The organism is Micromonospora siamensis (assembly GCF_900090305.1).
Lineage (GTDB): Bacteria > Actinomycetota > Actinomycetes > Mycobacteriales > Micromonosporaceae > Micromonospora > Micromonospora siamensis.
In genome coordinates, this window is the sequence record NZ_LT607751.1 from 184,617 (window position 1) to 210,728 (window position 26,112).

General features: G+C 73.2%; 26 protein-coding genes and 1 tRNA gene. 13 read left to right on the plus strand and 14 right to left on the minus strand.

Annotated elements, in window-relative coordinates; all coding sequences use genetic code 11:
• Window positions 1–2: 2 nt before the first annotated feature.
• Window positions 3–536, plus strand: a complete 534-nt coding sequence (locus tag GA0074704_RS28645; RefSeq protein ID WP_157743565.1) for a hypothetical protein — start codon at window positions 3–5, stop codon at window positions 534–536.
• Between the two features lie 42 nt (window positions 537–578).
• Here GA0074704_RS28645 and GA0074704_RS00825 read toward each other — a convergent pair whose 3' ends face one another.
• Window positions 579–1,460 (minus strand): LysR family transcriptional regulator, encoded by an 882-nt coding sequence (locus tag GA0074704_RS00825; protein ID WP_088968716.1) that lies wholly within the window; start codon window positions 1,458–1,460, stop codon window positions 579–581.
• 72 nt (window positions 1,461–1,532) lie between these two features.
• Here GA0074704_RS00825 and GA0074704_RS00830 point away from each other — a divergent pair, with 72 nt between their 5' ends.
• The 3 genes from GA0074704_RS00830 (at window position 1,533) to GA0074704_RS00840 (ending at window position 4,593) form a co-directional block, all read left to right on the plus strand.
• Window positions 1,533–2,195, plus strand: coding sequence for a type 1 glutamine amidotransferase domain-containing protein (locus GA0074704_RS00830; protein ID WP_231926720.1), 663 nt, complete (start codon window positions 1,533–1,535; stop codon window positions 2,193–2,195).
• Between the two features lie 230 nt (window positions 2,196–2,425).
• The gene (locus GA0074704_RS00835; protein WP_088968717.1) at window positions 2,426–4,021 is read left to right on the plus strand and encodes a succinic semialdehyde dehydrogenase; all 1,596 of its coding nucleotides are present in this window, start codon (window positions 2,426–2,428) and stop codon (window positions 4,019–4,021) included.
• On the plus strand, window positions 4,018–4,593 hold the full coding sequence (locus tag GA0074704_RS00840; protein ID WP_088968718.1) for a TetR/AcrR family transcriptional regulator: 576 nt from the start codon (window positions 4,018–4,020) through the stop codon (window positions 4,591–4,593). Before GA0074704_RS00835 ends, GA0074704_RS00840 begins: the two co-directional genes overlap by 4 nt.
• A gap of 24 nt (window positions 4,594–4,617) precedes the next feature.
• Here the strand turns inward: GA0074704_RS00840 and GA0074704_RS00845 are convergent, their stop codons facing one another.
• The 4 genes from GA0074704_RS00845 to GA0074704_RS00860 all read right to left on the minus strand — a co-directional run bounded on the left by GA0074704_RS00845 (window position 4,618) and on the right by GA0074704_RS00860 (window position 7,012).
• Complete coding sequence (locus GA0074704_RS00845; protein ID WP_197697581.1) at window positions 4,618–5,232, minus strand: histidine phosphatase family protein; 615 nt, start codon at window positions 5,230–5,232, stop codon at window positions 4,618–4,620.
• 63 nt (window positions 5,233–5,295) lie between these two features.
• Window positions 5,296–5,715: a VOC family protein gene (locus tag GA0074704_RS00850; protein WP_088968720.1), complete on the minus strand. Its 420-nt coding sequence runs from the start codon at window positions 5,713–5,715 to the stop codon at window positions 5,296–5,298.
• Window positions 5,716–5,750: 35 nt separating this feature from the next.
• Window positions 5,751–6,155: a helix-turn-helix domain-containing protein gene (locus GA0074704_RS00855; RefSeq protein ID WP_172880311.1), complete on the minus strand. Its 405-nt coding sequence runs from the start codon at window positions 6,153–6,155 to the stop codon at window positions 5,751–5,753.
• On the minus strand, window positions 6,152–7,012 hold the full coding sequence (locus GA0074704_RS00860; protein ID WP_088968721.1) for a sigma-70 family RNA polymerase sigma factor: 861 nt from the start codon (window positions 7,010–7,012) through the stop codon (window positions 6,152–6,154). Before GA0074704_RS00860 ends, GA0074704_RS00855 begins: the two co-directional genes overlap by 4 nt.
• 119 nt (window positions 7,013–7,131) lie before the next feature.
• On the opposite strand from GA0074704_RS00860, the gene GA0074704_RS00865 reads away from it, so the two are divergent.
• A complete protein-coding gene (locus GA0074704_RS00865; RefSeq protein ID WP_172880313.1) occupies window positions 7,132–7,596 on the plus strand; it encodes a carboxymuconolactone decarboxylase family protein in 465 nt (154 codons plus the stop codon).
• A gap of 83 nt (window positions 7,597–7,679) precedes the next feature.
• Window positions 7,680–8,024 (plus strand): nuclear transport factor 2 family protein, encoded by a 345-nt coding sequence (locus GA0074704_RS00870; RefSeq protein WP_088968722.1) that lies wholly within the window; start codon window positions 7,680–7,682, stop codon window positions 8,022–8,024.
• A gap of 15 nt (window positions 8,025–8,039) precedes the next feature.
• Here the strand turns inward: GA0074704_RS00870 and GA0074704_RS00875 are convergent, their stop codons facing one another.
• Complete coding sequence (locus tag GA0074704_RS00875; protein WP_088968723.1) at window positions 8,040–8,423, minus strand: hypothetical protein; 384 nt, start codon at window positions 8,421–8,423, stop codon at window positions 8,040–8,042.
• Between the two features lie 186 nt (window positions 8,424–8,609).
• Here GA0074704_RS00875 and GA0074704_RS00880 point away from each other — a divergent pair, with 186 nt between their 5' ends.
• Together GA0074704_RS00880 and GA0074704_RS00885 are read left to right on the plus strand one after the other, a co-directional pair.
• A complete protein-coding gene (locus GA0074704_RS00880) occupies window positions 8,610–9,932 on the plus strand; it encodes a toll/interleukin-1 receptor domain-containing protein (RefSeq protein WP_157743566.1) in 1,323 nt (440 codons plus the stop codon).
• A 65-nt stretch (window positions 9,933–9,997) separates the two neighbouring features.
• The gene (locus GA0074704_RS00885) at window positions 9,998–10,567 is read left to right on the plus strand and encodes a hypothetical protein (protein ID WP_088973363.1); all 570 of its coding nucleotides are present in this window, start codon (window positions 9,998–10,000) and stop codon (window positions 10,565–10,567) included.
• A gap of 51 nt (window positions 10,568–10,618) precedes the next feature.
• On the opposite strand, the gene GA0074704_RS00890 is transcribed toward GA0074704_RS00885, so the two are convergent.
• Window positions 10,619–10,695 (minus strand) — tRNA-Thr (locus GA0074704_RS00890).
• 329 nt (window positions 10,696–11,024) lie between these two features.
• Between GA0074704_RS00890 and GA0074704_RS00895 the strand changes: the two genes are divergently transcribed.
• Together GA0074704_RS00895 and GA0074704_RS00900 are read left to right on the plus strand one after the other, a co-directional pair.
• The gene (locus tag GA0074704_RS00895) at window positions 11,025–12,116 is read left to right on the plus strand and encodes an ABC transporter ATP-binding protein (protein ID WP_088968725.1); all 1,092 of its coding nucleotides are present in this window, start codon (window positions 11,025–11,027) and stop codon (window positions 12,114–12,116) included.
• A gap of 154 nt (window positions 12,117–12,270) precedes the next feature.
• Window positions 12,271–12,678: a hypothetical protein gene (locus GA0074704_RS00900; RefSeq protein WP_157743567.1), complete on the plus strand. Its 408-nt coding sequence runs from the start codon at window positions 12,271–12,273 to the stop codon at window positions 12,676–12,678.
• 58 nt (window positions 12,679–12,736) lie between these two features.
• Here GA0074704_RS00900 and rlmB read toward each other — a convergent pair whose 3' ends face one another.
• Window positions 12,737–13,864, minus strand: a complete 1,128-nt coding sequence (gene rlmB, locus GA0074704_RS00905; RefSeq protein ID WP_088968727.1) for a 23S rRNA (guanosine(2251)-2'-O)-methyltransferase RlmB — start codon at window positions 13,862–13,864, stop codon at window positions 12,737–12,739.
• The gene (cysS, locus tag GA0074704_RS00910; RefSeq protein WP_088968728.1) at window positions 13,864–15,279 is read right to left on the minus strand and encodes a cysteine--tRNA ligase; all 1,416 of its coding nucleotides are present in this window, start codon (window positions 15,277–15,279) and stop codon (window positions 13,864–13,866) included. Before cysS ends, rlmB begins: the two co-directional genes overlap by 1 nt.
• Before the next feature lie 69 nt (window positions 15,280–15,348).
• On the opposite strand from cysS, the gene GA0074704_RS00915 reads away from it, so the two are divergent.
• Together GA0074704_RS00915 and GA0074704_RS00920 are read left to right on the plus strand one after the other, a co-directional pair.
• The gene (locus GA0074704_RS00915; protein ID WP_088968729.1) at window positions 15,349–16,032 is read left to right on the plus strand and encodes an IclR family transcriptional regulator; all 684 of its coding nucleotides are present in this window, start codon (window positions 15,349–15,351) and stop codon (window positions 16,030–16,032) included.
• 108 nt (window positions 16,033–16,140) lie between these two features.
• Window positions 16,141–17,112 carry an endonuclease domain-containing protein gene (locus tag GA0074704_RS00920; protein WP_088968730.1) on the plus strand — a complete coding sequence of 324 codons (972 nt, stop codon included), beginning with the start codon at window positions 16,141–16,143 and terminating at the stop codon, window positions 17,110–17,112.
• A gap of 378 nt (window positions 17,113–17,490) precedes the next feature.
• Here GA0074704_RS00920 and GA0074704_RS00925 read toward each other — a convergent pair whose 3' ends face one another.
• Window positions 17,491–18,453, minus strand: coding sequence for an EamA family transporter (locus GA0074704_RS00925; RefSeq protein WP_088968731.1), 963 nt, complete (start codon window positions 18,451–18,453; stop codon window positions 17,491–17,493).
• Window positions 18,454–18,532: 79 nt separating this feature from the next.
• Here GA0074704_RS00925 and GA0074704_RS00930 point away from each other — a divergent pair, with 79 nt between their 5' ends.
• Entirely contained in the window at window positions 18,533–19,078 is a 546-nt protein-coding gene (locus tag GA0074704_RS00930) for a CGNR zinc finger domain-containing protein (RefSeq protein WP_088968732.1), read from the plus strand.
• On the opposite strand, the gene GA0074704_RS00935 is transcribed toward GA0074704_RS00930, so the two are convergent.
• From GA0074704_RS00935 to GA0074704_RS00950, 4 genes are all read right to left on the minus strand, one after another.
• A complete protein-coding gene (locus GA0074704_RS00935) occupies window positions 19,038–19,610 on the minus strand; it encodes a GNAT family N-acetyltransferase (protein WP_088973364.1) in 573 nt (190 codons plus the stop codon). The two genes, GA0074704_RS00930 and GA0074704_RS00935, sit on opposite strands and share 41 nt — an antisense overlap.
• A 113-nt stretch (window positions 19,611–19,723) precedes the next feature.
• Window positions 19,724–21,412: a S8 family serine peptidase gene (locus GA0074704_RS00940; RefSeq protein WP_172880317.1), complete on the minus strand. Its 1,689-nt coding sequence runs from the start codon at window positions 21,410–21,412 to the stop codon at window positions 19,724–19,726.
• Window positions 21,413–21,617: 205 nt separating this feature from the next.
• Window positions 21,618–23,027 carry a class II fumarate hydratase gene (locus tag GA0074704_RS00945; RefSeq protein ID WP_172880320.1) on the minus strand — a complete coding sequence of 470 codons (1,410 nt, stop codon included), beginning with the start codon at window positions 23,025–23,027 and terminating at the stop codon, window positions 21,618–21,620.
• 35 nt (window positions 23,028–23,062) lie between these two features.
• Window positions 23,063–26,044: an AfsR/SARP family transcriptional regulator gene (locus tag GA0074704_RS00950; RefSeq protein ID WP_088968734.1), complete on the minus strand. Its 2,982-nt coding sequence runs from the start codon at window positions 26,042–26,044 to the stop codon at window positions 23,063–23,065.
• Window positions 26,045–26,112: the final 68 nt, after the last annotated feature.

Below are 26,112 nucleotides of genomic sequence, written 5' to 3' on the forward strand. Positions count from 1 at the left end.
TGATGGTGATGATTCTGAGCGGTTGCTCAGCCAACGGACCGGCCGGACCAGCGGCGACATCTCCCTCCACCACGGTCACGAGCAGCCCCGAAGCGAGCCCGACGACCACGCCCGGCAGCGCCACCCCGACACCGGAGGCCACCACCGGACCGACGCGGACCACCCCGGCCCCGGCCGGTGGCACCCCGGCGAGCGCCCAGCGGGTGGTGCTGGTCCGCTCCGGCGGCTTCGCCGGTCGCGAGGAGACGGTGACCGTGGAGCCGGACGGCAGCTGGACCGTCGAGGGGGCCGGCTCGCGGCGTACCGGGCGGATCGCCGGCGCCGACCTCGACCGGTTGCGGCAACTGCTCGCCGACCCCCGGCTGTCCACCGAGGCCGACGCCCCCGCCACCCCGACCAACTGCGCGGACGCGTTCGAGTACCGGCTCACCGTCGGGCAGCGGACGACCGGCTACGTCGACTGCCCCGGCGAGGACGGCTCGGCCCGGGTCACGGCCGCCGTGGTGGAGCTGCTGGTCCGGGTCACCGGCTCCTGAGGACCCCTCCGGCCGGCGGCGCACCCCGCGCCGCCGGCCGGGTCAGTCGGGGGCGGCGGCCAGCAGGGCCCGACGGACCGCCTGCACCTCGCGCCGCCCCGCCGCGACCGGCCGGGCGGCGAGGAAGAGCGTGTTCAGCGGCGGCACCGGCGGGGTGAGCAGCTCGTGGACGGTCCCGGCAGCGAGGTCGTCCCGGCACAGGTAGCGGGGCAGCACGCTCACCCCCGCCCCGGCCACCACGGCCGCGAGCACCGCCCGCAGGTCGGCCACCACGAGGCTGGGCGTCCGGGTCAGCCGGGCGTCGAAGACCGTCCGCCACCAGCGGCGCAGGATCGGCGCCTCCTCCGCGTACGCCAGCAGCGGCACGTCGCGCAGCGCCGCCGGGGTCACCGGGCCGGCCAGCCGGTCCGCCCAGACCGGGGCTCCCACCAACACGAACTCCTCGTCGTAGAGCGGCTCGGCGGTGAGCCCTCGACGCCGGGGCCGGACGCTGGTCACCGCGAGGTCGAGCCGCCCGGCGGCCAGGTCGTCGAGGAGCGCGTCCGGCAGCCCGGCGGTGACCCGCAGCTCCAGCCCCTCGGCGACCAGCCCGGCGACGGCGGGGAGCGCCCGGACCGCCAGGAACTCGGCCGGCCCGCCCAGGAAGACCGTCCGGGGGTACGCCTCGTCCCGGTCGTCGGCGAGCACGGTGTCCAGCCGGTCCAGGGGGTCGGCGACCCGGCGGGCCAGCTCGTCCCCGGCGGGCGTGGGCCGGACGCCACGGGGCAACCGGTCGAACAGCGGCCGGCCGACCGCCTCCTCCAGCGCGCGCAGCTGGGCGGTCACCGTCGGCTGGGCCAGGCCGAGCAGCTCGGCGGCGGCCGTGATCGAGCCGGACCGGTGGACCGCGAGGAAACTGCGCAGCAGGTCGAGCGAGACCTTCACATCAGTAAACCTATCGCGGCTGTGGCATTCGCCTATTGGTCGGCTATGGGTTTCCGCGCCAGCATGGATGGCATGACTCGTGCACTCATCGCTCTGACCAGCCACCGCCAGCTCGGCAACACCGGCAAGGAGACCGGCTTCTACGTCGGCGAGGCCGCCGAGCCGTGGGAGACCTTCCGCGCAGCCGGCTGGGACGTGGACCTGGTCTCGGTCGAAGGCGGCCAGCCGCCGCTGGACGGCCGGGACGAGAACGACAAGACCCAGAACGACTTCCTCGCCACCGCGGGCGTCGAGAACACCCCGAAGGCCGCGGACGTCGACCCGACCGGGTACGACGTGATCGTCTTCGCGGGCGGTCACGGGACGATGTGGGACTTCCCCGGCAACCCGGAGCTGACCCGGATCGCCGCGTCGATCTACGAGCGCGGAGGCGTCGTCTCGGCGGTCTGCCACGGCCCGGCCGCCCTGGTCGACCTGAAGCTCACCGACGGCTCGCAGCTGGTCGCCGGCAAGCGGGTCGCCGGCTTCACCAACGACGAGGAGGACGCCGTCGGCCTCAGCGCCGAGGTGCCGTTCCTGCTCGCCGACAAGCTGACCGAGGCCGGCGCCACGCACGTGCCCGCGCCGAACTTCACCGAGCACGTGGTGGTCGACGGCCGGCTGGTGACGGGCCAGAACCCGCAGTCGGCCCGCGCCCTGGCCGAGGCCGTCGTCAAGGCCGTCCAGTCCGCCTGACCCCACCCGCCCCACCCGCCACCGCCGGCCCACCCGGCAAGATCGCGCTCGATCCAGGAAGTAGTGGCCTCACCAACGCGGGGAGGCCACTACTTCCGCATTCGAGCGTGATCTTGCGGGGTGCGCGGCGCCGCGGCGGCCGGCCGGGGGCCCGGGGGCCGGCCGCCGCGGATGCACCGTGCGGTAGCTCACAAAGCAACGCACCGTTGCGTTGCGCTACCGTTGGTGGCATGACCGTCACCGCCGCCCCCGTCCAGGGCAACCCCGCCGTCCCGGGCACGCCCCCCGCGCTGCCGGACACCGCGACCGCCCTCGTCGGGCAGGTACGCGGCACCGGACCCGCGTTCACCGCCACCTCTCCGCTGACCGGCGAGCGGACCGTGGACGTACCGTCGAGCACGGCGGCCGACCTCGACGCCGCCTTCGCCGACGCGCGGACCGCCCAGCGCGCCTGGGCCGCGCTGCCCGCCGCCCGGCGCACCCGGTTCCTGCTCCGCCTGCACGACCTGGTCCTCGACCGGCAGGCCGAAGGGCTGGATTTGATCCAGCTGGAGGCCGGCAAGGCCCGGCGGCACGCCGTCGAGGAGATCCTCGACGTGGCGATCAACGCCCGCTACTACGCCCGCCGCACCGCCAGGCTGCTCCGCCCGCGCCGCCGGGCCGGCGCGCTGCCGGTGCTGACCCGCACCCACGAGCTGCGCTTTCCGGTCGGCGTGGTGGGGGTGATCTCGCCGTGGAACTACCCGCTGTCACTGGCCGTCGCCGAGGTGCTGCCCGCCCTGGCCGCCGGCAACGCGGTGGTGCACCGGCCCGACCCGGCCACCATGCTCACCGCGCTCTGGGTCCGCGACCTCGCGGTCACCGCCGGCCTGCCGCCCGCCCTCTGGCAGGTCGTCGCCGGGGAGGGCGCCGACGTCGGCCCGCTGGTCACCGACCGCGCCGACCTGGTCTGCTTCACCGGCTCAACCCGGGTCGGCCGGGAGGTCGCCGCCCAGGCCGCGCATCGGCTCGTCCCGACCTCGCTGGAACTCGGCGGCAAGAACCCGCTGCTGGTGCTCGACGACGCCGACCTCGACCGGGCGGTCGAGGGCGCGATCCGGGCCTGCTTCGCCAGCGCCGGCCAGCTCTGCGTCTCGATCGAGCGGGTGTACGTCGCCGACAAGCTGCACGACGAGTTCCTGCGCCGGTTCGTCGCCCGCACCGGGCGGCTGCGGCTCGGCGTCGGCGGGGACTTCGGTGCCGACCTGGGCTCCCTCGCCTCGGTCCGGCAGCTCGACACGGTCACCGCGCACGTCACCGACGCCGTCGACCGGGGCGCCACCCTGCACACCGGTGGCCGGCACCGACCCGACATCGGCCCGTACGTCTTCGAACCCACCGTGCTCACCGGCGTCACCCCGCAGATGCGGATGTTCGCCGGGGAGACCTTCGGGCCGGTGGTCGCGGTGTACCGGTTCGGCACCGACGACGAGGCCATCGCGCTCGCCAACGACACCGCGTACGGGCTGAACGCGGCCGTGTTCAGCGGCTCCGGCCGGCGGGGCGAGGCCGTCGCCGCCCGGATCGACGCGGGCGGTGTCAACGTCGACGACGGCTACTCGGCCGTCTGGGGCAGCATCGACGCGCCGATGGGCGGCTGGAAGGACTCCGGCCTCGGTGGCCGGCACGGCGCCGACGGGCTGCTCCGGTTCACCCGGGTCAAGACCGTCGCCCGGCACCGCGGGCCGGCCCTGGCCCCCGCGTACCACCGGCCGGCGGCCGAGACCGCGGCCTGGACCCGCCGGATGACCGCGGCGCTGCGGCTGCTGCGCCGCACCGGCCGATGACCGGGGTACGCCCCGCCTCCCGCGGCCCCCGCGGCGCCGAGGCGATCCACGCCGCCGTGCTGGCCCTGCTCGCCGAGGACGGCTACGTCGGCCTGACCGTGGAGGGGGTGGCCCGCCGCTCCGGGGTCAACAAGACCACCCTCTACCGCTGGTGGCCGTCGAAGCCGTCGCTGGTGGCGGCGACCTTCCGGCACGCCATCGCCCGGAGCCTGCCGGTGCCCGACACCGGTACGCTCCGCGCCGACCTGGTCGCCCTGGTCCGCTCGAAGGCCGCGTTCTTCGCCGACGGCCCGGGCCGGCTCGCCGCCGACGTGCTCGCCCACACCGGCGCGGACACCGAACTCGCCCGCCTCGCCGACGAACTGCTCGGCGAGCACTGCGCCCACGTGGCCGAGGTGACCGGGCGGGCCCGGGCGCGCGGCGAGCTGACCGGCCCGGTCGACGACCTGCTCCTGGCCGACCTGCTGCTCGGGCCGGTCTGGCTGCGGGCGGTGGTCACCCGCCGGCCGCTGTCGGGCGCCGACGCCGAGGCGCTGGTCGACACCCTCCTCGCCGGCCTGCCCCGCGCCTGACCCGGCGGCCCCGACGATGCGGGCTCAGATCCGGTAGTCGGGCGGGAGGCCGGTGGCGCGCAGCTCAGGCGGCAGGTGGGCGACGTCGTTGTGGGCGATCAGGTTCGGCGGCCCGCCGGAGCCGAACCTGATCACGGTCAGCCCGGCGTTGTGGTGGTTGAGCCCGAGCCAGCGGGCCGGCGGGGCGTCCAGGGCGTGCCGCACGAACCAGGCGACCAGGAAGCTGTGCGTGATCACCAACTCGAGCACGTCCTCGTCACCCTCCGGCGGGGCGGCGAACCGGTCCACCGCCGCCGCGGTCACCCGCGGCCCGTCGACCCGCTCGGCCGCGGAGTAGCCGGCCAGCAGCTTCGCGTACGCCGACGGCAGGCCGGCCGGGTCGGTGTCGTGCGGCAGGTGGTCGCCGGCCAGCTCGGTGGCGTACACCGGGATGCCCGGCAGGGACCGGGCGACCAGCTCGGCGGTCTGCGCGGCCCGGACCAGCGGGCCGTGGTGGACGGCCGCGAACGGTACGCCGCGCAGCCGCTCACCGAGCAGCGTGGCCTGGCGGCGTCCCCGCTCGGAGAGCCCGACAGCCGGGGTTTCCTGGTCGCCGTCCTGCTCGGCGTGCCGGGCCAGGTAGAGCAGTCGAGCCGCCAACGGTCCCTCCTCGCACCTCGGGAGACGCGATGCTAGCCCGCGTCCCCCGACCATGGTGTCCCGTCAGGAGCGGGGGAACATCTGGCCGATGCGGATCCTGTTGCCGAACGGGTCCCGGATGCCGAAGTCGATGCCGTAGGGCCGTTCGGTCGGCTCGTCGGTGATGTCGACGCCCTTGGCGACCAGGTCCTCGTAGGTCTTGTGGGCGTCGTCGGTGGTGATGCTCAGCCAACCGCCCAGCGCCCCCTTGGTGAGCAGCTCACGGACCTGCCCGGCGGTGGCCGGGTCGAGCGCCGGCGGGCCGGGCTTCTCCAGCAGGATCTCCCGGTCCGGCTGACCGGGCAGGTTGACCGTCAGCCAGCGCATGAAGCCGAGGTCCTGGTCGGTGTTCACCTCGAAGCCGAGCTTGCCGACGTAGAAGTCGAGCGCCTCGTCCTGGTCGAGCACGTAGATCTGGGAGCGGGTGACCGCGTTCATCGTCATGCCGCACACGCTATGACCCGGCCGTGAGCTGGTGCTTATCCAAAACTGACAGGTCGGGTCCAGGCCTTGGCGAAGCAGCTCGGCACGTTCGACGGCACGGCCGGCCGGCGCCGCCGGAATTCGCTCGGGGACTCGCCGACGACGGCACGGAAGGTCCGACTGAACGTGCCGAGGCTGCCGAACCCGACCGCGTAGCAGATGTCCGTGACGTCCCGGTCGGTCTCCACCAGCAGCGCCATCGCCCGCTCGATCCGGCGGCGTTGCAGGTAGCGGTGTGGGGTCTCGCCGAAGGTGGCGCGGAACGTCCGGCTGAAGTGTGCCGGGGAGACGTGCGCGATCCGGGCCAGCGCGGGGACGTCCAGCGGAGCGGCGTACGCCCGGTCCATGGCGTCCCGGGCGCGCAGCAGCGCCCGGTTCGACTCCTCGGTCGCCCGACTCACTCGGGAGCCGTGACCAGGTCGAGGCCGTCGAGCTGGGCCGGGTCGGCCACCACCTCGATTCCGATGATCCGGTCGGTGACCGTGAAGCTGAGCGCCAGTCGGACCTGACCGTCTCCGACGACCACCGCGCCGGGCATGGCGTCGACGAAGGCGGGCACGGCGCCCTGCGCCCGGCCGTTGAAGAAGGCGGCCACCGTCTCGGCGCCCCGCGCCTGCGCCCGGCCGCCCATCCGGACCGCGGTGGCGTCGGAGCGCAGCACGACGTACGGGTCGAGCAGGTTCACCAGATCCTCGAAGCGGCCCTCCCGCGAGGCGGCGAGGAACGCCTCGACGACCCGGCGCTGCCGCCCAGGGTCGGTGAGCGGATCGGTGGAGCGGCCCTGCACCCGCCGACGTGCCCGACAGGCGATCTGCCGGACCGCGGCGGCGCTGCGGTCCACCACCGGTGCGATCTCCTCGAACGAGACGGCGAACATGTCGTGCAGCACGAAGACCAGGCGTTCGGTCGGGCCGAGGGTGGTCAGCACCACCTCGAGCGCCCGGCCCACCGACTCGGCGTGCACCGCCTCCCGCTCAGGGTCGGCCACCCCGGCCGGCTCGTCGGCCAGCTCGTCCACCGGGTTCTCGTGCCGAGCGCTGCCGGAGCGGAGCCGGTCGAGGCAGACCCGGCCGACGGTGGTGGTCAGCCAACCGGGCAGGTTCTCGATGGCGTCGGAGTCGGCGCGGCTGAGCCGCAGCCAGGTGTCCTGGACGGCGTCGTCGGCCTCGACCGGGGAGCCGAGCATCCGGTGGGCGACCGCGCGCAGGTGGGGGCGGTGCTCCTCGAAGCGCCGGGCCAGCAGGTCGGTGTCGGGCATCCCCTCGCCACCCTTCGCGAGTGACCGCCGTCACATCTGTCACGCCGCCCGGCGTCGGCTCGACAACCAGGTGAAGGGCGGCGCAAGGGGCGCCGGCCAGCCTAACAGGACGGAACGTCATGACTCTCGAGCCACGGATCCCGAACCCGGCGGCGCTGCTCCCCGACGCCGTCAAGGCGATCAACCTGCTCTACAAGGCCGCCCACTCGGCCGGCGTACCCGGCACCACCCTCGAACTGGCCCACCTGCGGGCGAGCCAGATCAACGGGTGCAGCGCCTGCGTCGACTCCGGGGCGCGCGGGGCCCGCAAGGCCGGCGAGACCGAGGAGCGGCTCTTCGCCGTCGCCGCCTGGCGGGAGACCCCGTACTTCACCGAGGCGGAACGGGCGGCACTCGCGCTGGCCGAGGCCGCCACCCGGCTCGCCGACCGCAGCGACCCGGTGCCCGACGCGGTGTGGGACGAGGCGGCCCGGCACTTCGGCGAGAAGGAGCTGGCGGCGCTGGTCCTCTGGATCGCCACCACCAACTTCTTCAACCGGATCAACGCCACCACCCGCCAGCCGGCCCCACAGAACTGGGGCTGACCCGACCCGGGCGGCGCGGCCGGCCTTTCTGCCCACCGCTAAGCGGTGTCGCCGGCCGCCCCGCCCGCGGCGAGACTCGGCGGATGGGAGAGGACGAGTTCTTCAGCCAGCTCTACGCCGCCTTCAACCGGCGGGACCTGCCGACGTTGCTGGCGGCGCTGGCGCCGAACGTGACCTGGCCCAACGGCTGGGAGGGCGGCACCGTACGCGGCCACCGCGAGGTCGCCGACTACTGGACGCGCCAGTGGGCCGAGATCGACCCGACGGTGCGGCCGGTGGCCGTCGACGTCGAGCCCGACGGCCGCGTCACCGTCACCGTGCACCAGCTGGTGCGGGACCGGGCCGGCGCGGTCATCGCCGACGGGACGGTCCGACACGCCTACCGGCTGGTCGACGGCCTGGTGGTCGACATGGAGATCCGGAACTGAACGGAGGCCGTCCGGTCAGGACGCCGGCGGGCACCAGGCGGCGGCCGGCAGTCCGGACAGCACCGGGAAGCCCACGGCCAGGAACACCAGCGCGGCGACCAGCCACGGCCACCAGCGCCCACCCCGGTGGAGACGGACGAGGGCGAACAAGAAGCAGAGCAGCGCGGCGACGGTCGTCGAGGCCGCCACCGACCAGACCAGCGCACCGTTGTCGGCTCCCCCGCCGGCCTGCCCGGGACACCGGCCGCCGCCGGTGACCTCCGGGCTGAACAAGGCGAGCACCCAGCCGTAGAGGAGCAGCACCGGGCCCACCACCAGCGACGCCACCAGCGTGGCCAGGACCCGCAGGGCGCGGGGTGGGCCGGTGGTGGCGACGTGGCCGGCCGGGAGGTTGGTCATGACGGCACTGTGGCAGCCCGGCCGGCGGCCCGCCATCGCCTGTTCCGTCCCAACGGGCGGAGGCTCCGGGCGCGAGACGTGACATCGGTCGGCAGTGCTGGGGGCCTCGCCCTTCACATACCATTTTCGATGGTCACACGCGCTGCCACGTGCCGCAGGCCTGCCCATTCGAACGGAGGGGCGCTCATGGAGACCACCAACCGGCCCGGTTGGCTCCTGGATTACCACCAGCACTACGAATGGGGCAGAACGGAGTCGGTCGGGCTCACCCTGGAGGATGGCCTCGTCGTACTGAGCGGCGCCGTCCACGACCCGACCGCCAACGTCAGCGAGGGCACCAACGAGTACAACTGGGCCTGGGTGAAGGTTGACCCGTTCAAGCTCGTAGAGGGCCTCGCCCTGGTCCAGGAGGGCCGGCAGTGGTCGTTCGAGCAGGCGACCATCGGGGCCGACTTCATCGACGTCGGACAGGACGACAGCCACTCGCCAGGGGCAGCACGAGCCACCCTGTCCACCCGCCGCCGCGACCTGCTCCTGCTGGATGCCTACGAGGTGGCCTTTTCCGCGGAGTGGCAGGCGCGGACGGGCACGATCATGCCCGCCGGCGAGCTGGACCGTGCGTTCATCGGCACCCTACGACGACAGCCGGAGCGGCTGGCGGCCCTCGAGAAGGTCGGGTTCCAGCGAACCGTCCTGGCGCTCCTGAACGAGGCGAATGCCACCGCCGTAAAGCTCGACCAGCTGGGGGATGACGGCGGCCTCTGGCTGGTACGACCGGCGGGAGGCGAGGCGGCAGCGATGCTGCTGTCGATCGACCCGCACGCCGACGGGTCGGTGGGTATCGAGGTGGTCGACCGGATCAACGGCATCCGAGACAGATCGCTCGTCTCGAAGGCCGCGATCGTCACCCGCTCAACGTTCCGCAGCGACGTCCACAGGGCCTACGGCGCCCTGACCCGACGGATGGAGCTGGTCGACTACGACCGCCTCGCCGGGATGCTCGCCGACGCCGGCTGGGTTTGCCGTACACCGGGTTACCTCGTCTGCCCGACCCGGCAGAGGCCGGATCACCGCGTCTTCATCTCCTACAGCTGGGAGCAGTGCGAATTCGCGGTATGGCTCTACAACCAGCTGCACGGCTGGCAGTACGACTGCTTCCTGGACAGGGTCGACCTGAGCCCGGGTGACGTCATCCTGTCGGCAGTCAAGCAGGCGCTGGACGGCGTCGATGCGGTGATCCTCTGCTGCTCCGAAGCGGCCCTGTCGAGCCGCTGGGTGCAGGCAGAGATCGACTACTGCCTGGAACGAGAGCGCCGAACCGGTCGGCGGCTGCTGATCCCCGCCCTGTTACCCGGCACCGAGATGAGGGACGTCCAGCGGGCGCTGGGGGAAGACCGGCTGGTTGCCGACTTCCGTGGTTGGCGTCCCGCGGTACGGGAGCACGGACCGCTGGAGCAGTTGCGCGAGGCGGTCGAACGGCTGTGGGCCCCGGGGCGGCCGGAAGGCTGAACGGGGACCACCACGCGGGGCGTAACGTACCCGCCATCATGCTGCCGGCATCGATGGAGGGGATCATGAACGGCACCCCCAGGCAGACCTTCAAGACGTCGGTGTTCCTGAGCTATCCGAAGCCGTGTAGGGAACAGCAGCAGGGTTTCATCGACCGGTTGTGTGGCTACCTGGACGAGCGTGGATTCGCGGCCCGCACCCTCGGAGTGACCGATTACGACATGGACGCCCCGCTCAAGGCGATCCGCAGACTGATGCGTGAGTCGAACGGGCTGATCACGGTCGCGTTCCGCCGGACGTACGTCGACCACGCGGTCGCAAACTATCTGACGGACGTGACCGGCCGACGGAGTTACGACCTGAGCGACGTCTGGCTGACGAGCCCATGGGCGCACATCGAGCCGGCGATGGCGTACCAGCTGGGGCTGCCGATCCTGATCCTCAGGGAAAGCAAGGTCGTTGCCGATGGCCTGCTGGAGCGTGGCGTCGTCGGGACGTACATGCCCGAGTTCGATGTCGAGGACCCGACCGAGGAGTATCTGGCGTCGCCCGAGTGGCGGCAGCTCATCGGGCAGTGGGAAGCCCAGGTTCGCACGGTGGTCGACCGCAAGGGCGACCCTCCGCAGCTCTACTGATCCGGCTGTCCCCTCCGATGGGAGCGGCCGCCGCGAAATGCCTGATGGAATTGGAGCCCCCGGCCGGGATCGAACCGGCGACATCTCGCTTACAAGGCGAGTGCTCTGGCCAGCTGAGCTACAGGGGCGCATGTGTCGACGTCAGCATAGCGACCGCGGCCCGAAAATCACGCTCGGCAGGCCCCCGGAGCACCGCAAACGTCGATTCCTCGCGACGAGTGGCGCGCGGCGGGAGGGATTGATGCCCGCCCGTGCCCGACTGACCGGTATGCGTATGCCGCCCGTCCCATCCCTTGTCTCTCGTCTTGGCAGTACGGGTGAACCGCACTACCGTGCAGTGACACGGACGACACCGCGGCCTGCCCGAGGAGCCGTCCGTGGGCTGGCACCTTCGGTGCCGGCCGCTCCTTCACTCGGATCGTCCGGCACGTTCCTGCCGGTGAAAGGAAGCACCGTCATGGCTTCGGTCACCTACGCGAAGGCGTCCCGCATCTACGCGGGCACCGAGCGGCCCGCCGTCAACCAGCTCGACCTGGAGATCGGCGACGGCGAGTTCCTCGTCCTGGTCGGCCCGTCCGGCTGCGGTAAGTCCACCAGCCTGCGCATGCTCGCCGGCCTGGAGGACGTCGACGAGGGCGCGATCTACATCGACGACCGCGACGTCACCCACCTGCCCCCGAAGGCCCGCGACATCGCGATGGTCTTCCAGAACTACGCCCTCTACCCGCACATGACGGTGTACGAGAACATGGCGTTCGCGCTCAAGCTGCGCAAGACCTCGAAGTCGGAGATCGACCGGCGGGTCAAGGAGGCGGCGGGGCTGCTCCAGCTGGAGGAGTTCCTCAACCGCAAGCCGAAGGCGCTCTCCGGTGGTCAGCGTCAGCGGGTCGCGATGGGCCGCGCCATCGTCCGGGAGCCGCAGGTCTTCCTCATGGACGAGCCGCTGTCGAACCTCGACGCCAAGCTCCGCGTGCAGACCCGTACCCAGATCGCGTCGCTGCAGGCGAAGCTGGGCATCACCACGGTCTACGTCACCCACGACCAGGTCGAGGCCATGACCATGGGTCACCGGGTGGCGGTCATGCTCGACGGTGTGCTCCAGCAGGTGGACACGCCGCGGGCGCTCTACGACACCCCGGCCAACGTCTTCGTCGCCGGCTTCATCGGCTCCCCGGCCATGAACATCAAGACGGTGCCGCTGACCGAGCAGGGTGCCGCCTTCGCCGACATGCACATCCCGCTCACCCGGGAGCAGGTCGCCGCGGCCCAGGCCGAGGGTGGCAACGGCAAGGTGACCGTGGGCTTCCGCCCGGAGGACTGCGACATGGTCAGCCCGACCGAGGGCGGCATGCCGGTCGTGGTCGAGCTGGTCGAGGACCTCGGCTCGGACGCGAACGTCTACGGTCACGCCGCGCTGGAGGGCCACAACGAGCGGTTCGTGGTCCGCACCGACCGCCGCAGCATGCCGAAGCTGGGAGAAACCGTCTTCGTCAAGCCGCGCACCGGCCAGAGCCACGCCTTCAACGCCGCCACCGGCGCCCGGATCTGACGTAGCAACACCTGAAAGGGGCGGTCCGCTTCGGCGGGCCGCCCCTTTCCGTCGTACCCGGGTATGACGCCGGAGCCGGCTTTCCGGGGTGATGCCGCGCAGCCCGTCGTCGTCCTACCGTTCCGGCACGCCACGTCGAGACCGGGGAGCCACGATGACGACGGATGCCACCCGTACCCCTTTCGGAACCGACGGCGCCCGGGCGGCGCGGACCCGGCGGGTGGTCGCGACCGCAGGTCGGAACCTCGGGTACGCCGCGACCCTGCTGCCCGTCGCGCTCACCGCGCTCGCCGGCCGGCACCACGGTGCCGCCACGCGGTGGTGGCGGTTGCGCGCGTGGCTCACCCGGGACACGGAGTCGGCACGACGCGAGCCGGGCCGTTGGGCCGTCACCGGGCACGCCCTGGCCAGTCTGCTGCTCGGCGCGGCGGCCCTGGTCCCGCTCGGGGTGGTGCTGCTCATGCTGCTGCGCGGCGTGCTCTACGGGGTGGTCGATCCCGGTCACGGTAGCGATCGCGCTGGCCGGGCGCTGCTCGTGGTCGCCTGGACCCGGCAGATCTGACGCGCGACGGGCCGCCCCCATGCTGGGGACGGCCCGTCGGCGACGTGCGGTGCGGAGGTCAGGCCTCCACGGAGCGGCGGCGGGCCACCTCGGCCAGGGTGACCGCGGCGGCGACGCTGGCGTTGAGCGACTCGACGTCGGAGATCATCGGGATGCTCACGGTCAGGTCGCAGGTCTCGCCGACCAGGCGGGACAGGCCTCGGCCCTCCGAGCCGACCACCACGACCAGCGGACCGACGGCGGCCTCCAGGTCGTACAGGTCGGTGTCGCCGTCGGCGTCCAGGCCGACCACCACGAAGCCGGCGTCCTTGCAGGCCTTCAGCGACCGGGTCAGGTTGGTGACCTGGGCGACCGGCACCCGCGCGGCCGCGCCGGCGCTGGTCCGCCAGGCGGTCGCGGTGATCCCCGCCGCCCGCCGCTCGGGTACGAAGACACCCTGCGCGCCGAAGGCGGCGGCCGACCGGATGACCGCGCCGAGGTTGCGCGGGTCGGTGACCCCGTCCAGCGCCACCAGCAGCGGAGCGGCCTGCTCCAGCGCGGAGGCGACCAGGTCGTCGAACGGCTCGTACGCGAACGGCGGCACCTGGAGGCCGACGCCCTGGTGCAGCACCCCGCCGGTCATCCGGTCCAGCTCGGCCCGGCTGATCTCCAGGTTGGCGATGCCCCGGTCGGCGGCGGTCCGGATGATCTCCTTGACCCGGTCGTCCATGTCGATGCCCTGCGCCGTGTAGAGCGCGGTGGCCGGCACCTGGGCGCGCAGCGACTCCAGTACCGGGTTGCGGCCGACCAGCAGCTCCGGGCTGTCCTTCGACGGGTTGGACTTGCGGCCCGGGGCGACCCGGGGCCCGCCCCGGCCGGTCGGCTTGCCGCCCCGGCCGCCCGTGGCGCCGCGGGCCGGGCCGACGCCCTTGGTGCCCCTGCCCCAGGTGGTGTCCTTGGTGCCCGGCTGGCCGATCTTCGGGGCGCGCCCCTCCTCGGCCGCCGCCCGGCGCTCCTTGTCCTGCTTCCAGGCGGTGCGCTGGGGCAGCTTCTCGGTGCCCGAGTACGCCTTGTGCCAGGGGCGCTCGTCGGCGGGGAGGGTCTTGCCCCGGCCGGCGAGGGAGTCCTTGTTCTTGCCTCCGGAGCCCTTCGGGGCGCCTGCCTTCGACGTCAGTCGCCGGCCACGGCGCTGCGAGTTGCCGGCCATCAGTCCTGCTCTCCAATAGTCCAACGGGGGCCCTGGGGGGTGTCCTCGACGACCACGCCGGCCTGCTTGAGCTGGTCGCGGACGGCGTCGGCGGCGGCCCAGTCCTTGCGGCCGCGGGCCTGGGCGCGCTGCTCCAGGGCCAGCGCGACCAGTGAGTCCACCACGCCGCGCAGGTCGTCCGCGCGGCCCCCGCCGGTCCAGGCGGGGTCGAGGGGGTCGACGCCGAGGATATCCAGCATCGCCCGGGTGGCGGCCAGGGTGGTGCGGACGGTCACATCGTCGCCGGCGGCCAGCGCGGTGTTGCCGTCCCGGACCGCCTCGTGCAGCACGGCGAGGGCGGCGGAGGTGTTCAGGTCGTCGTCCATCGCGGCGACGAAGCCGGCCGGCAGCTCGCCGAGCTGCCCGGCACCGACCCGCTCGACGGCCCGCTGCACGAAGCCCTCGATCCGCCGGTACGCCACCGCCGCCTCGCGGAGCGCGTCCTCCGAGTAGTCGATCCGGGAACGGTAGTGCGCGGCGGCGTAGTAGTAGCGCAGCTCCACCGGCCGGACGCCCAGCTCGGCGACGTACGCCAGGTCGAGCGCGTTCCCCGCCGACTTGCCCATCTTGGCGCCGGCGATGCTCAACAGCCCGTGGTGCACCCAGTAACGGGCGAACGGCAGGCCCGCCGCCTGGGACTGGGCGATCTCGTTCTCGTGGTGCGGGAAGGTCAGGTCCAGCCCACCGCCGTGGATGTCGAACTCGGGGCCCAGGTAACGCCAGCACATCGCCGAGCACTCGATGTGCCAGCCCGGCCGGCCCCGCCCCCACGGCGACGGCCAGTACGCGTCGGCCGGCTCGTCGGGCTTCGCGCCCTTCCACAGGGCGAAGTCGCGCGGGTCCCGCTTGCCGCGGTCGGGGGTGTCCCCGGCGGGCAGCATGTCCTCGGGCACCTGCCCGGACAGCGAGCCGTACGCCGGCCAGGAGGCCACGTCGAAGTAGACGTCGCCGGACCCGTCGGTCGCCGGATAGGCGTGCCCGGTCTCGATCAGCGTGGCGATCAGCTCGTGCATCTCCGGGACGTGCCCGGTGGCGCGTGGCTCGTACGTCGGCGGCAGCACGTTCAGCGCGCGGTACGACTGCGCCAGGATCAGCTCGTTGGCGTACGCGATCGACCAGAACGGGCGGCCCTGCTCCTGCGCCTTGACCAGGATCTTGTCGTCGATGTCGGTGAGGTTGCGGATGAACCGCACCTCGAAGCCGTTGGCGAGCAGCCAGCGCCGCAGGACGTCGTAGTTGACGCCCGAACGAAGGTGACCGATGTGCGGCGGTGCCTGCAGGGTGAGACCACACAGGTAGACCCCCACCTTGCTGGCTTCCCGCGGGACGAAGTCCCGCACCGATCGGGTGGCGGTGTCGTACAGGCGTAGCGTCACCTCACAAGGGTAGCCGTCCGTAGTTTTCCCGGTCTCCCGGAGCCGGGTCGTACGCTGCGTGCTGTGGACATGTCGGCACGTACGGGTGAGCAGGTCCCCGGGGCGCGGCAACCGGTGGCCCGCGGCGGGGAGACGTCGCAGACCCTGGACCGCGGGCTGCGGCTGCTGCACCTCGTCGCGGACGCGCCCGGTGGGCTCACCGTCACCGAGGCCGCCAACCGGCTCGGCATCGGCCGGGCGGCCGTCTACCGGCTGGTCGGCGCGCTGGCCGGGCACGGGATGCTGCGCCGCGACTCCGACGGTCGGCTGCGGCTGGGCGCCGGCGTGCTGCACCTGGCCCGGCGGGCCCAACCGCTGCTCGCCGAGGGGGCCCTGCCGGCGCTGCGTGACCTCGCCGAGGTGGCCGGCGCCACCGCCCACCTGACCGTGGTCGAGGGCGGCGAGGGGGTGGCCCTGGCCGTGGTGGAGCCGAGCTGGACGTCGTTCCACGTGGCGTACCGGACCGGTGCCCGGCACCCGCTGGGGCGGGGGGCCGCCGGGCGGGCCATCCTCGCCGGGCGGGCGGGGGCCGCCGGCCCGGTCGCCACCAGCGGCGAGCTCCAGTCCGGGGCGTACGGGGTGGCCGCGCCGGTGCTCGGGGTGCCGGGGCTGGAGGCGAGCGTGGGGGTGGTGGCGCTGGCCCCGCTCGACGTCGGGACGGTGGGTGCCCAGGTGCTGGCCGCCGCGACCGCCATCGCCGAGGCCCTCGGCTAGCACAGATATCGACGCGAGGGGAGGTTTTCCACAGCGCCGCGGCACCGGCGCCGGCCCGGTTGTCCACAGGGGTTACCGGGGCGCCCCGGCAGCGGTGAGGCTGGCCCCATGCCTCCTGTCGCACACCGACCAGCCGACCTGAAGGGACAGGTCTTCCGGGGATCCGACGTGGTCCGCCGGGGCCTGCTCACCGTCCACCAGCTCCGCAGTTCCGCCTGGGCCCGTCTCCACCACGACGTGTACGCCGACGCCCGGCTGGAACGCGACCACGGGCTCGCCTGCCGTGCCGTCGCGCTACGGCTCCCACCGGGAGTCCCGATCGCCGGCCCGTCGGCCGCCTTCCTGCACGGCGTCGAGCACGCCGCCGGCTTCGACGACGACGTGCACGTCAGCGCGGCGTACGGCAGTCCGCTCCGCAGCCGACGCGGCCTGCGCGTGCACACCTCGCTGCGCCAGCCCTCACCCGCCCTCGCCGGCGCCACCCGGGTTTCCGTGGCAGGCGCGTCGCCGTCCACCGACCAGGTGCTGCCGGCCCGGCCTCCGGAACTGTCCGCACCCGCACGGTCCGCTCCGGCGCTGGCCGCGTGGGAGACGGCGGCGTGGTTGGAACCGGTCCGGGCCGTCAGCATCGTGGACGCCCTGTTGGCTCGGGGACTGACCAGCCGCGACGGGCTCGCGGACGCGGCGGAGCAGAACATCGACCGGCCCGGCGCCTCCCGTGCCCGGTGGGTGTTCGACCTGGCCGATCCGGGCGCCCGGTCCCCTGCCGAGTCGCAGCTGCGGGTGCGGTTGGTGCTCGCCGGGCTGCCCCGCCCCGTCGCCCGGCATCCGGTCCGGTTGCCCGCCGGTGCCGTCCTGCACCCCGACCTGGCCTGGCCGGAGCTGCGGGTCGCCGTCGAGTACGACGGGCACCGGCACAGCGACCCGGACCAACCGCACCGGGACCGACGACGGCTCGACCCGCTGGTGGGAGCCGGCTGGCTCGTGCTGCACGTGACCAGCCGTCGGCTGCGCCAGGACTTCCCGGCGGTCGTCCAGGAGGTGCGTGCCGCACTGCTCTCCCGAGGCTGGCGGCCATGACCGGGGCAGGCGTCCATGACCAGGGACCGGCCGCCATGACCGGGGGCAGGCGTCCATGACCGCGTTCCCGGTCGCCGATCCAGCGGGCCGGCCCATGATCCTCGCCCCTACACACGGCCGGAGGAGGCGACTGCCCGGGCCGGCAGTCGCCCCCTCCGGGGCATGGGTGCCATGTGACCCTTCGTAGCCAGACAACTCCGGGGAACTCGCGAGCGCCAGGGACTTTCGTCATCACACCGCTGCTGAGCTGGAGAAATTCCATAACCCCCGAAGCGGACAGGACAGCCGTGCGAATCACGCTCCGCGAGAATCGCAACCTCAGGAAGCCTGGGCGCCAGACGGAGCGCCGGGCCGCCGGAGCCGCCGTCGGCAATCGGGTCAGGTCAGGGCGGGCTGGTCGGCGCGCTCCTCCGCCGACTCCACGGGCGGCGTACGCAGCTCGTCGACGCGGACCAGCGCGACCCCGGCGACGATCAGCACGCCACCGAGCAGTTGCACCACTGTGGGCAGCTCGCCGAGGAACACCCAGGCGATCAGCACCGCGAACATCACCTCGGTCAGCCCCACGAAGGAGGCGAGTCGCGAACCCAGCACCCGGGTCGCCGCGATCCCCGCCAGGTACGCGACCACCGCGGCGATCAGCGACAGGCCGGCGATGGGCAGCAGCCAGCTGGTGCGCTGCCCGGCGAAGGTCACCTCGCCGAAGGTGGCCCGCAGCGGCAGCACGCCCACCAGGCCGAGCAGGGCCAGCACGGCCGCGCCGACGGCCATCCCGCCGCTGGCCATGGTCACCGACGGCAGCCGGTCGTCGACCCGGCCGGCGAGCACGAAGTAGCCGGCCAGGCCGACCGCCGCGCCCAGCCCCCACAGCACGCCCACCGGGTCCACCCGGCCCGCGCCGGTCAGGTCGAGCACGAACACCAGCCCGGCCAGCGCGGTCACCGATCCAGCCACGGTGAGCCGGCGCGGCCGGTGGCCGTGGACCAGCCACATCCAGCCCACCACGAGGATGATGCCGAGGTATTCCAGCAGCAGGGCCACGCCGACCGGCAGATAGCGGACGGCGTTGAAGAAGCACGCCTGGGCCAGCGCCACCCCGAGCAGGCCGAACACGACGACCGGGCCCAGGTTGCGGCGCAGCACCCGCCAACGGCCGCGCAGCGCCAGGACGGCGGGTCCGAGCAGCACCAGCGCGGCGATGCCGACCCGGGCGACGACCACCGCCTCGGCGGACCAGCCGGCCTCGATGAGGGAGCGGGCGAAGGTGCCCGAGGTGGCGAAGGTGACGGCCGAGAGCAGCGCCAGCAGGAGGCCGGTACCGGCGGCGGGACGGGGACGCATCGGCGCTCCTTGGCGGCAAGTCATGACCGAACTACGCTTACGCTCATGACGCTAGAGGCCGGCCGCGACAGGAGTCAAGTTGCTCTTTGCTCATGACACCGAATGCGGGCTACTCGCCGCCGCCGCGTTGGTCAACACCGACGGCGGCGACGCCGAAGGACTGCCCGACGTCGCCGCGCTGGACGAGTTCTTCGCCGCCCACAACTGGAGCGGCCGGCACGAGCACACCGAGGCCGAACTGCGGTCGGTCCGCGCCCTGCGGCCCCGGCTGCGCCGCATCTGGCACGCGGAGGAGGACGAGGTCGTGGAGATCATCAACGCCCTGCTCCGCGATGCGTCCGCCCTGCCCCAGCTGATCCGGCACGACGAGCATCCGTACCACCTGCACGCGGTGCCGCGCGACGCCCCGCTGGCCACCCGGATGGCGGTCGAGGCGGCGATGGCCCTCGCCGACCTGGTACGCGCCGGCGAGCTGAGCCGGCTACGCCGCTGCGCCCACCCCGACTGCGACAACGTACTGGTCGACCTCTCCAAGAACCGCTCCCGACGGTTCTGCGAGGCGGGCTGCGGCAACCGGGCCGCGGTCAGCGCGTACCGGGCGCGGAGGGCGGCCACCCGCTCCTGAGCAGCTCGTACTCCACCTCGCCGTGCTCCGTCCCCGGGATCGGGTCGTCGAAGTGGAGGTGGAAGGTGCGGACGTGTCGCAGACCCGCCTTCGCCAGCACCGAACGGGACCGCGAGTTCACCGCCATCGTCTGCGCCCACACCCGCCGTACCCCGACCGTGACGAACGCGTACCGCACCAGCGCCCGGGACCCCTCGGTGGCCAGGCCACGGCCCCACGCCGCCCGGCGCAGCCGGTAGCCCAGCTCCGCCTCCGTACCGTCGTCGGACGGGTCCAGCGCGAACCAGCCGAGGAACTCCCCGCCCGCCCGGTCGAGCGCGGCCCACCGCCCGAGACCGGGATGACGGTCGTAGCCGGCGACGATCCGCGGCAGCTGCTCGTCCCGGACCACCGCCGCCGGGGTCGGCGCCCCACCGGTGAGGAAGGCCGTCACCTCCGGGTCACCGTCCAGGTCGACCAGCAGGTCCACGTCGTCGGCGGTGAACCGGCGCAACCGCAGCCGCGCGGTCTCCAGCAGCACGTCCCCGGTCATGCCCGCGATCATGCCGGGCGGCGGCCCGCCGGGCGACCGGTTAACCAGCGGCGCCCTGCGGCATGGCATGAGGCCCGGCCGACGTGGTCGACCGGGCCTCGGAGGTGCCTGTGTTACGGCCGGACGTTCGGCTTGAGCGGGGTGGCCACTGCGGCGTACGCGTCGACGATCCCGTACCCGTAGAAGCCGTTGAAGTTCAGCGAGCCGGCGCAGTAGGCGTCGAACTCGGCGCTGCGGCCCTCGTTCGTGTAGCTCTGCAGGCGCGGCTCCGGACAGGCGTGCTCGGCGGCCGTCCGGTAGAGGTGCTGCTCCACCAGGTCCGGATTCATGCCGAAGCCGGCGCGGCCCTGCTGCTTGCCGTAGCGGCTGACGATCAGGGCAGCCACGCCGGCGGCGTGCGGGGACGCCATCGAGGTGCCCTGCAGGTAGGTGTAGTACCCGCATTCGCCCTTCTTGGTGCACTCCTTGAAGACCAGGTCCTCGAAGCCGGCGACGACATTGCCGTCCTCGTCCACCGTGCCCTCCTCCTGCAGCACCTTCTTCGGGTACGTGGAGAGGATCTCGTTGGCGTACGTCCGGTAGGTGTCGGTGCCGAAGCCGTCGCGGAACCAGCCACCCGGGGCGGCGACCGAGATCTGCTCGGTGCCGTAGTTCGAGAAGTCGGACTTCTTGCCCGACGGGCCGACCGCCGACACGCCGATCACGTGCGGGCCCTCGGTGGGCAGGTCCCAGCAGCTGTCGTTGTCGATCGGCCGCGGGTACGGGTCGGAACCGTAGTCCGGGCTGGAGAAGTCGGTCCGGGGGGCCCCGAGGTCCTCGTGGTTGTTGCCGAGCGCGCCGACCAGCGTGACGCCCTTGCGGTGGGCGAACTCGAGGGCCCGCTTCATCGCCTTGATGATGGCCCGCTGCTCGGCCTGCGCCTGCGGAGAGTCGGCCGGGTTGGCGGTGCAGTTGTAGAGCCACGGGTCGACGTAGAAGGACATGTTCACCACGTCCAGACCCGACTTGCCCGCGTACACCAGGGCGTTGACCACCGGGTCGAGGAAGAAGTAGCCGCTGTCCTGGCCACCCTTCAGCTCGACCAGGGAGACCTTCGGGGCCACGCCGGACAGGCCGAAGCCGTTGGCGGCGGCGCCGATGGTGCCCGCCACGTGCGTGCCGTGGCCACCGTCGTCGGTGCCGACCGGGTCGAGGCAGCTCGCCACCTCGCACGGGCCGTCGATGTCGACGATGTCCGGCGCGAAGTTGCGCGACAGCGCCCAGTCGAAGTTCGGTGCCAGGTCGGGCTGGCTGGCGTCGACGCCGGTGTCCAGGACGCCGACGGTCACCCGGTGGTCACCCGGCTCGATCTTGCGAGCCCGGTCGGCCCGGATCATGTCCAGGCCCCAGAGCTTGTCGTCGAGCGGGTCCAGCTTCCTGGCGTTGCCCTTGGCGGCCCTGCCCCCGGCCCGGGCGGCGGCCATCAGGTGCTCCTGCTCGACCCGGTCCAGCTTCGGCTTGCGGCCGATGGCCTTCTGCTCGGTGGCGCCGAGCACGGCGTCGGCGGCGGTCGCCCGGGCGGCGAAGTCCACCCGGTCGCTGCGGACCTGGAAGACACCGATCTCGTCGGTACGGGACACCACGGTGCCGCCCGCAGCCCGGATGGCGGCGATCGTCGCGTCGGCCGACACCCCGTCCTGCGAAACCACGGTGAACGTCCGGGTGCTGGCCGGCTCGGCGTTGGCCGGTGCCACCAGTCCGGTCACCGTGAGTGCCAGAGTCGCCGCGGTCGCGACAACCCCGACGGTGAAGCGCTTGCTCACCACATCGAATCCTCTCGTTGAGGGACGTGGCAGCCATCACACAGCACGGATCACCGATCCGCCAGATGGGCGTCCGAATTACTTACCTTTGCCGGCCATTCTGCCGCCGGGTCAGTGCCCATCGGACGGATGGTCAGCCGCGCCCGCGCGGCAAGACCGTCCCGAGGAGCCGCATGTGGCCCGGCCCGACCGGGGACCGCCTGGCTCAGGGGTGGGTCATGCGGAGCAGGTCGAGGGCCTCGTCGAGCTGGGTCTCGGTCAGCTTGCCCGAGTCGACGTGCCCCCGGGAGATCACCACCTCGCGGATCGACACCTGCTTCGCCAGCGCCTCCTTGGCGATCGACGCCGCCTCGTCGTACCCGAGGTGGCGGTTGAGCGGGGTGACGATGGACGGTGAGCCCTCCGCGTACGCCAGGCAGACCTCGGCGTCCGCGACCAGGCCGACCACCAGACGGTCCGCGAAGAGCCGGCTCGACGCGGCCAGCAGCTTGATCGACTCCAGCAGGTTGCGGCCCATCACCGGCAGCATGACGTTCAGCTCGAAGTCGCCCTGGGTGCCGGCGAAGGCGACCGCCGCGTCGTTGCCGATCACCTGGGCGCAGACCTGCCGCATCGCCTCGGCGACCACCGGGTTCACCTTGCCCGGCATGATCGACGAGCCGGGCTGGAGGTCGGGGATGCGCAACTCCCGCAGGCCGGCGCGGGGGCCGGAGCCCATCCAGCGGATGTCGTTGGCCATCTTGTAGAGCCCCACCGCGATGGTGCGCAGCTGACCCGACGTCTCCACCAGCGCGTCCCGGGCGCCCTGCGCCTCGAAGTGGTTGCGGGCCTCGGTCAGCGGCAGCCCGGTGGACTCCCGCAGCCGCTCGACCACCTTCCCGGCGAAGCCGAGCGGGGTGTTGATGCCGGTGCCCACGGCGGTGCCGCCCAGCGGCAGCTCGGCCAGCCGGGGCAGCGCCGACTCCACCCGCTCGACCCCGTAGCGGACCTGGGCGGCGTACCCGCCGAACTCCTGGCCCAGGGTGACCGGGGTGGCGTCCATCAGGTGGGTACGCCCCGCCTTCACCACCGTCTCGAACTCGGCGGCCTTCTCCTCCAGCGCGCCCGCCAGGTGCGCAAGCGACGGGATCAGGTCCTCCACCACGAACTGGGTGGCGGCCAGGTGGATCGAGGACGGGAAGACGTCGTTGCTGGACTGCGAGGCGTTGACGTCGTCGTTCGGGTGCACGTCGCGGCCCAGCTCCCGGCCGGCCAGGGTGGCGATCACCTCGTTGGTGTTCATGTTGGACGAGGTGCCCGAGCCGGTCTGGAACACGTCGATCGGGAACTGGTCGTCGTACCCGCCGTCGGCCACGTGCGCGGCGGCGGTGGCGATCGCGGCGGCCACGTCCGCGCCGATCACTCCCAGCTCGCCGTTGACCTGCGCCGCCGCCCCCTTGATCTGGGCCAGCGCCTTGATCTGGGCCGGTTCGATGCCCCGCCCGGAGATCGGGAAGTTCTGCACCGCGCGCTGCGTCTGGGCCCGCCACAGCGCCTCGGCGGGCACCTCCACCTCGCCCATCGAGTCGCGTTCGATCCGGTAACCGGTCGCCTCTGGAGTCGTCACGCGTACCATCCTGCCGCGCCTCCGGCCGGCCCGCAGATGATCGCTCAGTCCACCTCGGCCAGCAGCCGTTCCACCTCGTGCCCGTCCGGGGACTCGACCTGACGGAACAGCGTCAGCGCCCGCTTCCAGTGCGAGCGGGCCGCCGCGGGGTCGGTCGGCAGCAGGCAGCGGGCGATGCCGTCCAGGGCCCGGGCCTGCTCGTACCGGGCGCCCAGCCGGGTGGCGTCGGCGAGCACCCGGCGGTGCAGGTCCAGCGCGCTGGTGACGTCTCCCCCGTCCAGGATCGCCCGGGCCAGCAGGTTGCGGGAGGCGCACTGGCCGACCCGGTCGCCCACCTCCACCATCGCCGCCAGCGCCTTCCGGTGCAGGGCGGCGGCCCGCTCCGGACGACCACCCTGGCGGTCCATCAGGCCGATCTCGTTGAGCGCCTCCGCCTCGCCGTAACGGTTGCCGGACCGCCCCTTGAGGGTGACGGCCAGCCGCAGCAGCCGACGCGCCGGGCCCACGTCACCCATCCGGTGCCGGATCATCCCGAGGTGCCCGAGCGCGTGGCCCACCTGGCGGATGTCCTGGGTCTGCCGGGCCAGTTGCAGGTGCCGCCGGCTCATCCGCAGCGCCTCGTCGTACCGCCCGGCGCAGAACAGGGCGAAGGAGAGGTTGTTGAGCAGGTTGGTGAGCGGACCCAGCTCACCCGGACGGCGGAAGAGTTCCGCCGAGGCGTCGTAGTATTCCTTGCCGCGCCGGATGTCGCCGTTGGCCGCGTACGCGTTCCCGAGATTGCCCAGGGTGTTGCGCACCTCCCGGTCCAGGCCCAACCGGCGCCAGAGCACCAGGGCGGTCTCCATCAGCCGGATCGCCTCGGAGAAGCGGGCCAGCCGGTAGTACGCCGACGCGAGGTAGTTGAGCATGGTGGCGACGGCCTCCTCGTCGCCCGCTCCCTCGGCCGCCCGCCGGCCGACCGTGTGCATCTCGATCAGGTCCTCCAGGTGACCCCCGTCGAACTGGCCGCGCCAGCAGACCCGGGCCAGCTGCCAGCAGTAGCGGGGAAAGTCCTCCTCCTCCGCCAGCCGGGCCAGGGCGATCAGGGTCGCCCGGTTCTCGTCGAACCAGCCACGCCCCTGTGCCGCGCAGGCGGCGACCAGGTCCGGCCGCGCCGGCTCGGGCAGTCGCAGCACCAACTGGTTGCTGGCCCCCTGGGTCCGCCGCTCCAGCTCCGCCGCACCCTGCAGGTGGTATTCCAACAGCCGGTCCAGTGCGGTCCGGCGCTCGGCCGCGTGCCCGGCCTCGGTCAGCAGCAGGCGGGCGTACTCCCGGATCAGGTCGTGCAGCCGGTAGCGGCCCGGCTCGGCCTCCTCCGCCAGGTGCGCGTCGACCAGCTCGTCGAGCAGGTCCTGGGTGTCGGGCAGGGTACGCTCGGCCAGCGCGGCGGCGACCCGGTTGTCGAACCGTACCCCCGGGTGCAGGCCCAACAGCCGGAACATCCGCTGCGCGTCCGGCGACACCTGGGCGTACGACAGGGCGAACGCCTGGCCGACCGAGCGCTGGCCGGCGACGAGCTCGGCCAGCGGTCCCGCCCCGGCGGCCAGCCGCTCGGCCAGGTCGGCGACCCGCCAGCGGGGCCGGTGGGCCAGCCGGGCGCCGGCCAGCCGGATGGCGAGCGGCAGGTAACCGCAGCGCCGGGCCACCTCCGCGGCGGCCCCCGGCTCCGCGGTCACGCGTTCCTCGCCCGCCACCCGACCGAGCAGCTCGACGGCCTCCTCTGGGTCCAGCACCGGCAGCGACGACGGTCGCCCCTCGTCCAGGCCGACCAGCCGGCGGCGGCTGGTGATCAGCACCAGGCAGTCCGGCCCGTTCGGCAGCATCGGCGCCACCTGGTCGGCGCTGGCGGCGTTGTCGAGCACCACCACGGCCCGCCGGCCGGCCAGCTCGCTGCGCCACAGGGCGAGCCGCTCGTCCAGCTCCAACGGCATCCGCTCCGCCGGCACCCCGAGCTGGCGCAGCAGCGTGGCCACCGCCGCGCCGGTCGGCAACGGGCTGCGCTCGCTGTGCCCGTGCAGGTCGATGAAGAGGTGCGCGTCCGGATAGCGGTCGGCCAGCGCGGTCGCCACGTGCACCGCGAGGGTCGTCTTGCCGCTGCCCGCCATGCCGTCGATCAGCTGGATCCGGGCGGCGTCCTCCTCGATCTCCTTGACCAGCCGGGCCATGGTCTGCTGCCGCCCGGTGAAGTCGCTGATCGCCCGCGGCAGCGCGCGCACGGGCCCCGCCGTACCGCTCTGGACGCCGCCGGAGGCCAGGTCACCGGCCAGTATCCGCTGGTGCAGCTCCTGCAACGCCGCGCCCGGCTCGATGCCCAGCTCCTCGGCGTAGAGGCGCCGGCCCTCCCGGTAGACGGCGAGGGCGTCGGCCTGCCGGCCGAGCGCCGACAGGGCCAGCATCAACTGCCCGCGGAGCCGTTCCCGCAGCGGGTGCCGCTCGACGCTCTCGGTCAGCTCGTCGACCAGTTCGGCGGCCCGCCGGAGCCGCAGTTCGACGTCGACGCACTCCTCCAGCGCGGTCAGCCGCTGTTCTTCGAGGGCCTGCGCCCGCCGTTGGATGCTCCGGCTGGCGATCCCGGCGAACGCCGGGCCGCGCCACAGGGCGAGCGCCTCGCGGTAGTGCCGACGGGCCTCGGCGGGCTGCCCGGCGGCGGCGGCGGTGCGGGCCGCCTCGACCCGCCGGGTGAAGACCTCGAAGTCCAGGTCGGTCGGCTCGGTCCGTACGCCGTAGCCCACCGGGTCGGTGACGATGGTCTCCGGGGGCAGGCCGAGCACGATGAGGCGTTGTCGCAAACGCGACACACAACTCTGGAGCTGGGCGCGGGCGGTGGCCGGGGGCCGGTCCTCCCAGACCGCGTCGATCAGCTCCTCGACGGGGACGACGCGACCGGCCCGGGACAGCAGCATGGCCAGGACGACACGGTCCCGACCTGCGGTGATGGTCGCCTCGCCCCCACCGACCCGCAGCGGTCCCAGTATCCCGAATCGCATCTGCTCCCCGTGTCCCCCGTGTCCCCCGTTGTACGTACCCCCCGCAGGGTAGACCGGACCGTCCCGGC

What these genes read in the sequence shown, in the direction of transcription:
- GA0074704_RS28645 (WP_157743565.1), top strand. Translation starts at nt 3, where the DNA reads ATGGTGATGATTCTGAGCGGTTGCTCAGCCAACGGACCGGCCGGACCA.
- GA0074704_RS00830 (WP_231926720.1), top strand. Translation starts at nt 1,533, where the DNA reads ATGACTCGTGCACTCATCGCTCTGACCAGCCACCGCCAGCTCGGCAAC.
- GA0074704_RS00835 (WP_088968717.1), top strand. Translation starts at nt 2,426, where the DNA reads ATGACCGTCACCGCCGCCCCCGTCCAGGGCAACCCCGCCGTCCCGGGC.
- GA0074704_RS00840 (WP_088968718.1), top strand. Translation starts at nt 4,018, where the DNA reads ATGACCGGGGTACGCCCCGCCTCCCGCGGCCCCCGCGGCGCCGAGGCG.
- GA0074704_RS00850 (WP_088968720.1), bottom strand. Translation starts at nt 5,715, where the DNA reads ATGACGATGAACGCGGTCACCCGCTCCCAGATCTACGTGCTCGACCAG.
- GA0074704_RS00860 (WP_088968721.1), bottom strand. Translation starts at nt 7,012, where the DNA reads ATGCCCGACACCGACCTGCTGGCCCGGCGCTTCGAGGAGCACCGCCCC.
- GA0074704_RS00865 (WP_172880313.1), top strand. Translation starts at nt 7,132, where the DNA reads ATGACTCTCGAGCCACGGATCCCGAACCCGGCGGCGCTGCTCCCCGAC.
- GA0074704_RS00870 (WP_088968722.1), top strand. Translation starts at nt 7,680, where the DNA reads ATGGGAGAGGACGAGTTCTTCAGCCAGCTCTACGCCGCCTTCAACCGG.
- GA0074704_RS00875 (WP_088968723.1), bottom strand. Translation starts at nt 8,423, where the DNA reads ATGACCAACCTCCCGGCCGGCCACGTCGCCACCACCGGCCCACCCCGC.
- GA0074704_RS00880 (WP_157743566.1), top strand. Translation starts at nt 8,610, where the DNA reads ATGGAGACCACCAACCGGCCCGGTTGGCTCCTGGATTACCACCAGCAC.
- GA0074704_RS00885 (WP_088973363.1), top strand. Translation starts at nt 9,998, where the DNA reads ATGAACGGCACCCCCAGGCAGACCTTCAAGACGTCGGTGTTCCTGAGC.
- GA0074704_RS00895 (WP_088968725.1), top strand. Translation starts at nt 11,025, where the DNA reads ATGGCTTCGGTCACCTACGCGAAGGCGTCCCGCATCTACGCGGGCACC.
- GA0074704_RS00900 (WP_157743567.1), top strand. Translation starts at nt 12,271, where the DNA reads ATGACGACGGATGCCACCCGTACCCCTTTCGGAACCGACGGCGCCCGG.
- rlmB (WP_088968727.1), bottom strand. Translation starts at nt 13,864, where the DNA reads ATGGCCGGCAACTCGCAGCGCCGTGGCCGGCGACTGACGTCGAAGGCA.
- GA0074704_RS00915 (WP_088968729.1), top strand. Translation starts at nt 15,349, where the DNA reads ATGTCGGCACGTACGGGTGAGCAGGTCCCCGGGGCGCGGCAACCGGTG.
- GA0074704_RS00920 (WP_088968730.1), top strand. Translation starts at nt 16,141, where the DNA reads ATGCCTCCTGTCGCACACCGACCAGCCGACCTGAAGGGACAGGTCTTC.
- GA0074704_RS00925 (WP_088968731.1), bottom strand. Translation starts at nt 18,453, where the DNA reads ATGCGTCCCCGTCCCGCCGCCGGTACCGGCCTCCTGCTGGCGCTGCTC.
- GA0074704_RS00935 (WP_088973364.1), bottom strand. Translation starts at nt 19,610, where the DNA reads ATGACCGGGGACGTGCTGCTGGAGACCGCGCGGCTGCGGTTGCGCCGG.
- GA0074704_RS00945 (WP_172880320.1), bottom strand. Translation starts at nt 23,027, where the DNA reads ATGGTACGCGTGACGACTCCAGAGGCGACCGGTTACCGGATCGAACGC.
- GA0074704_RS00950 (WP_088968734.1), bottom strand. Translation starts at nt 26,044, where the DNA reads ATGCGATTCGGGATACTGGGACCGCTGCGGGTCGGTGGGGGCGAGGCG.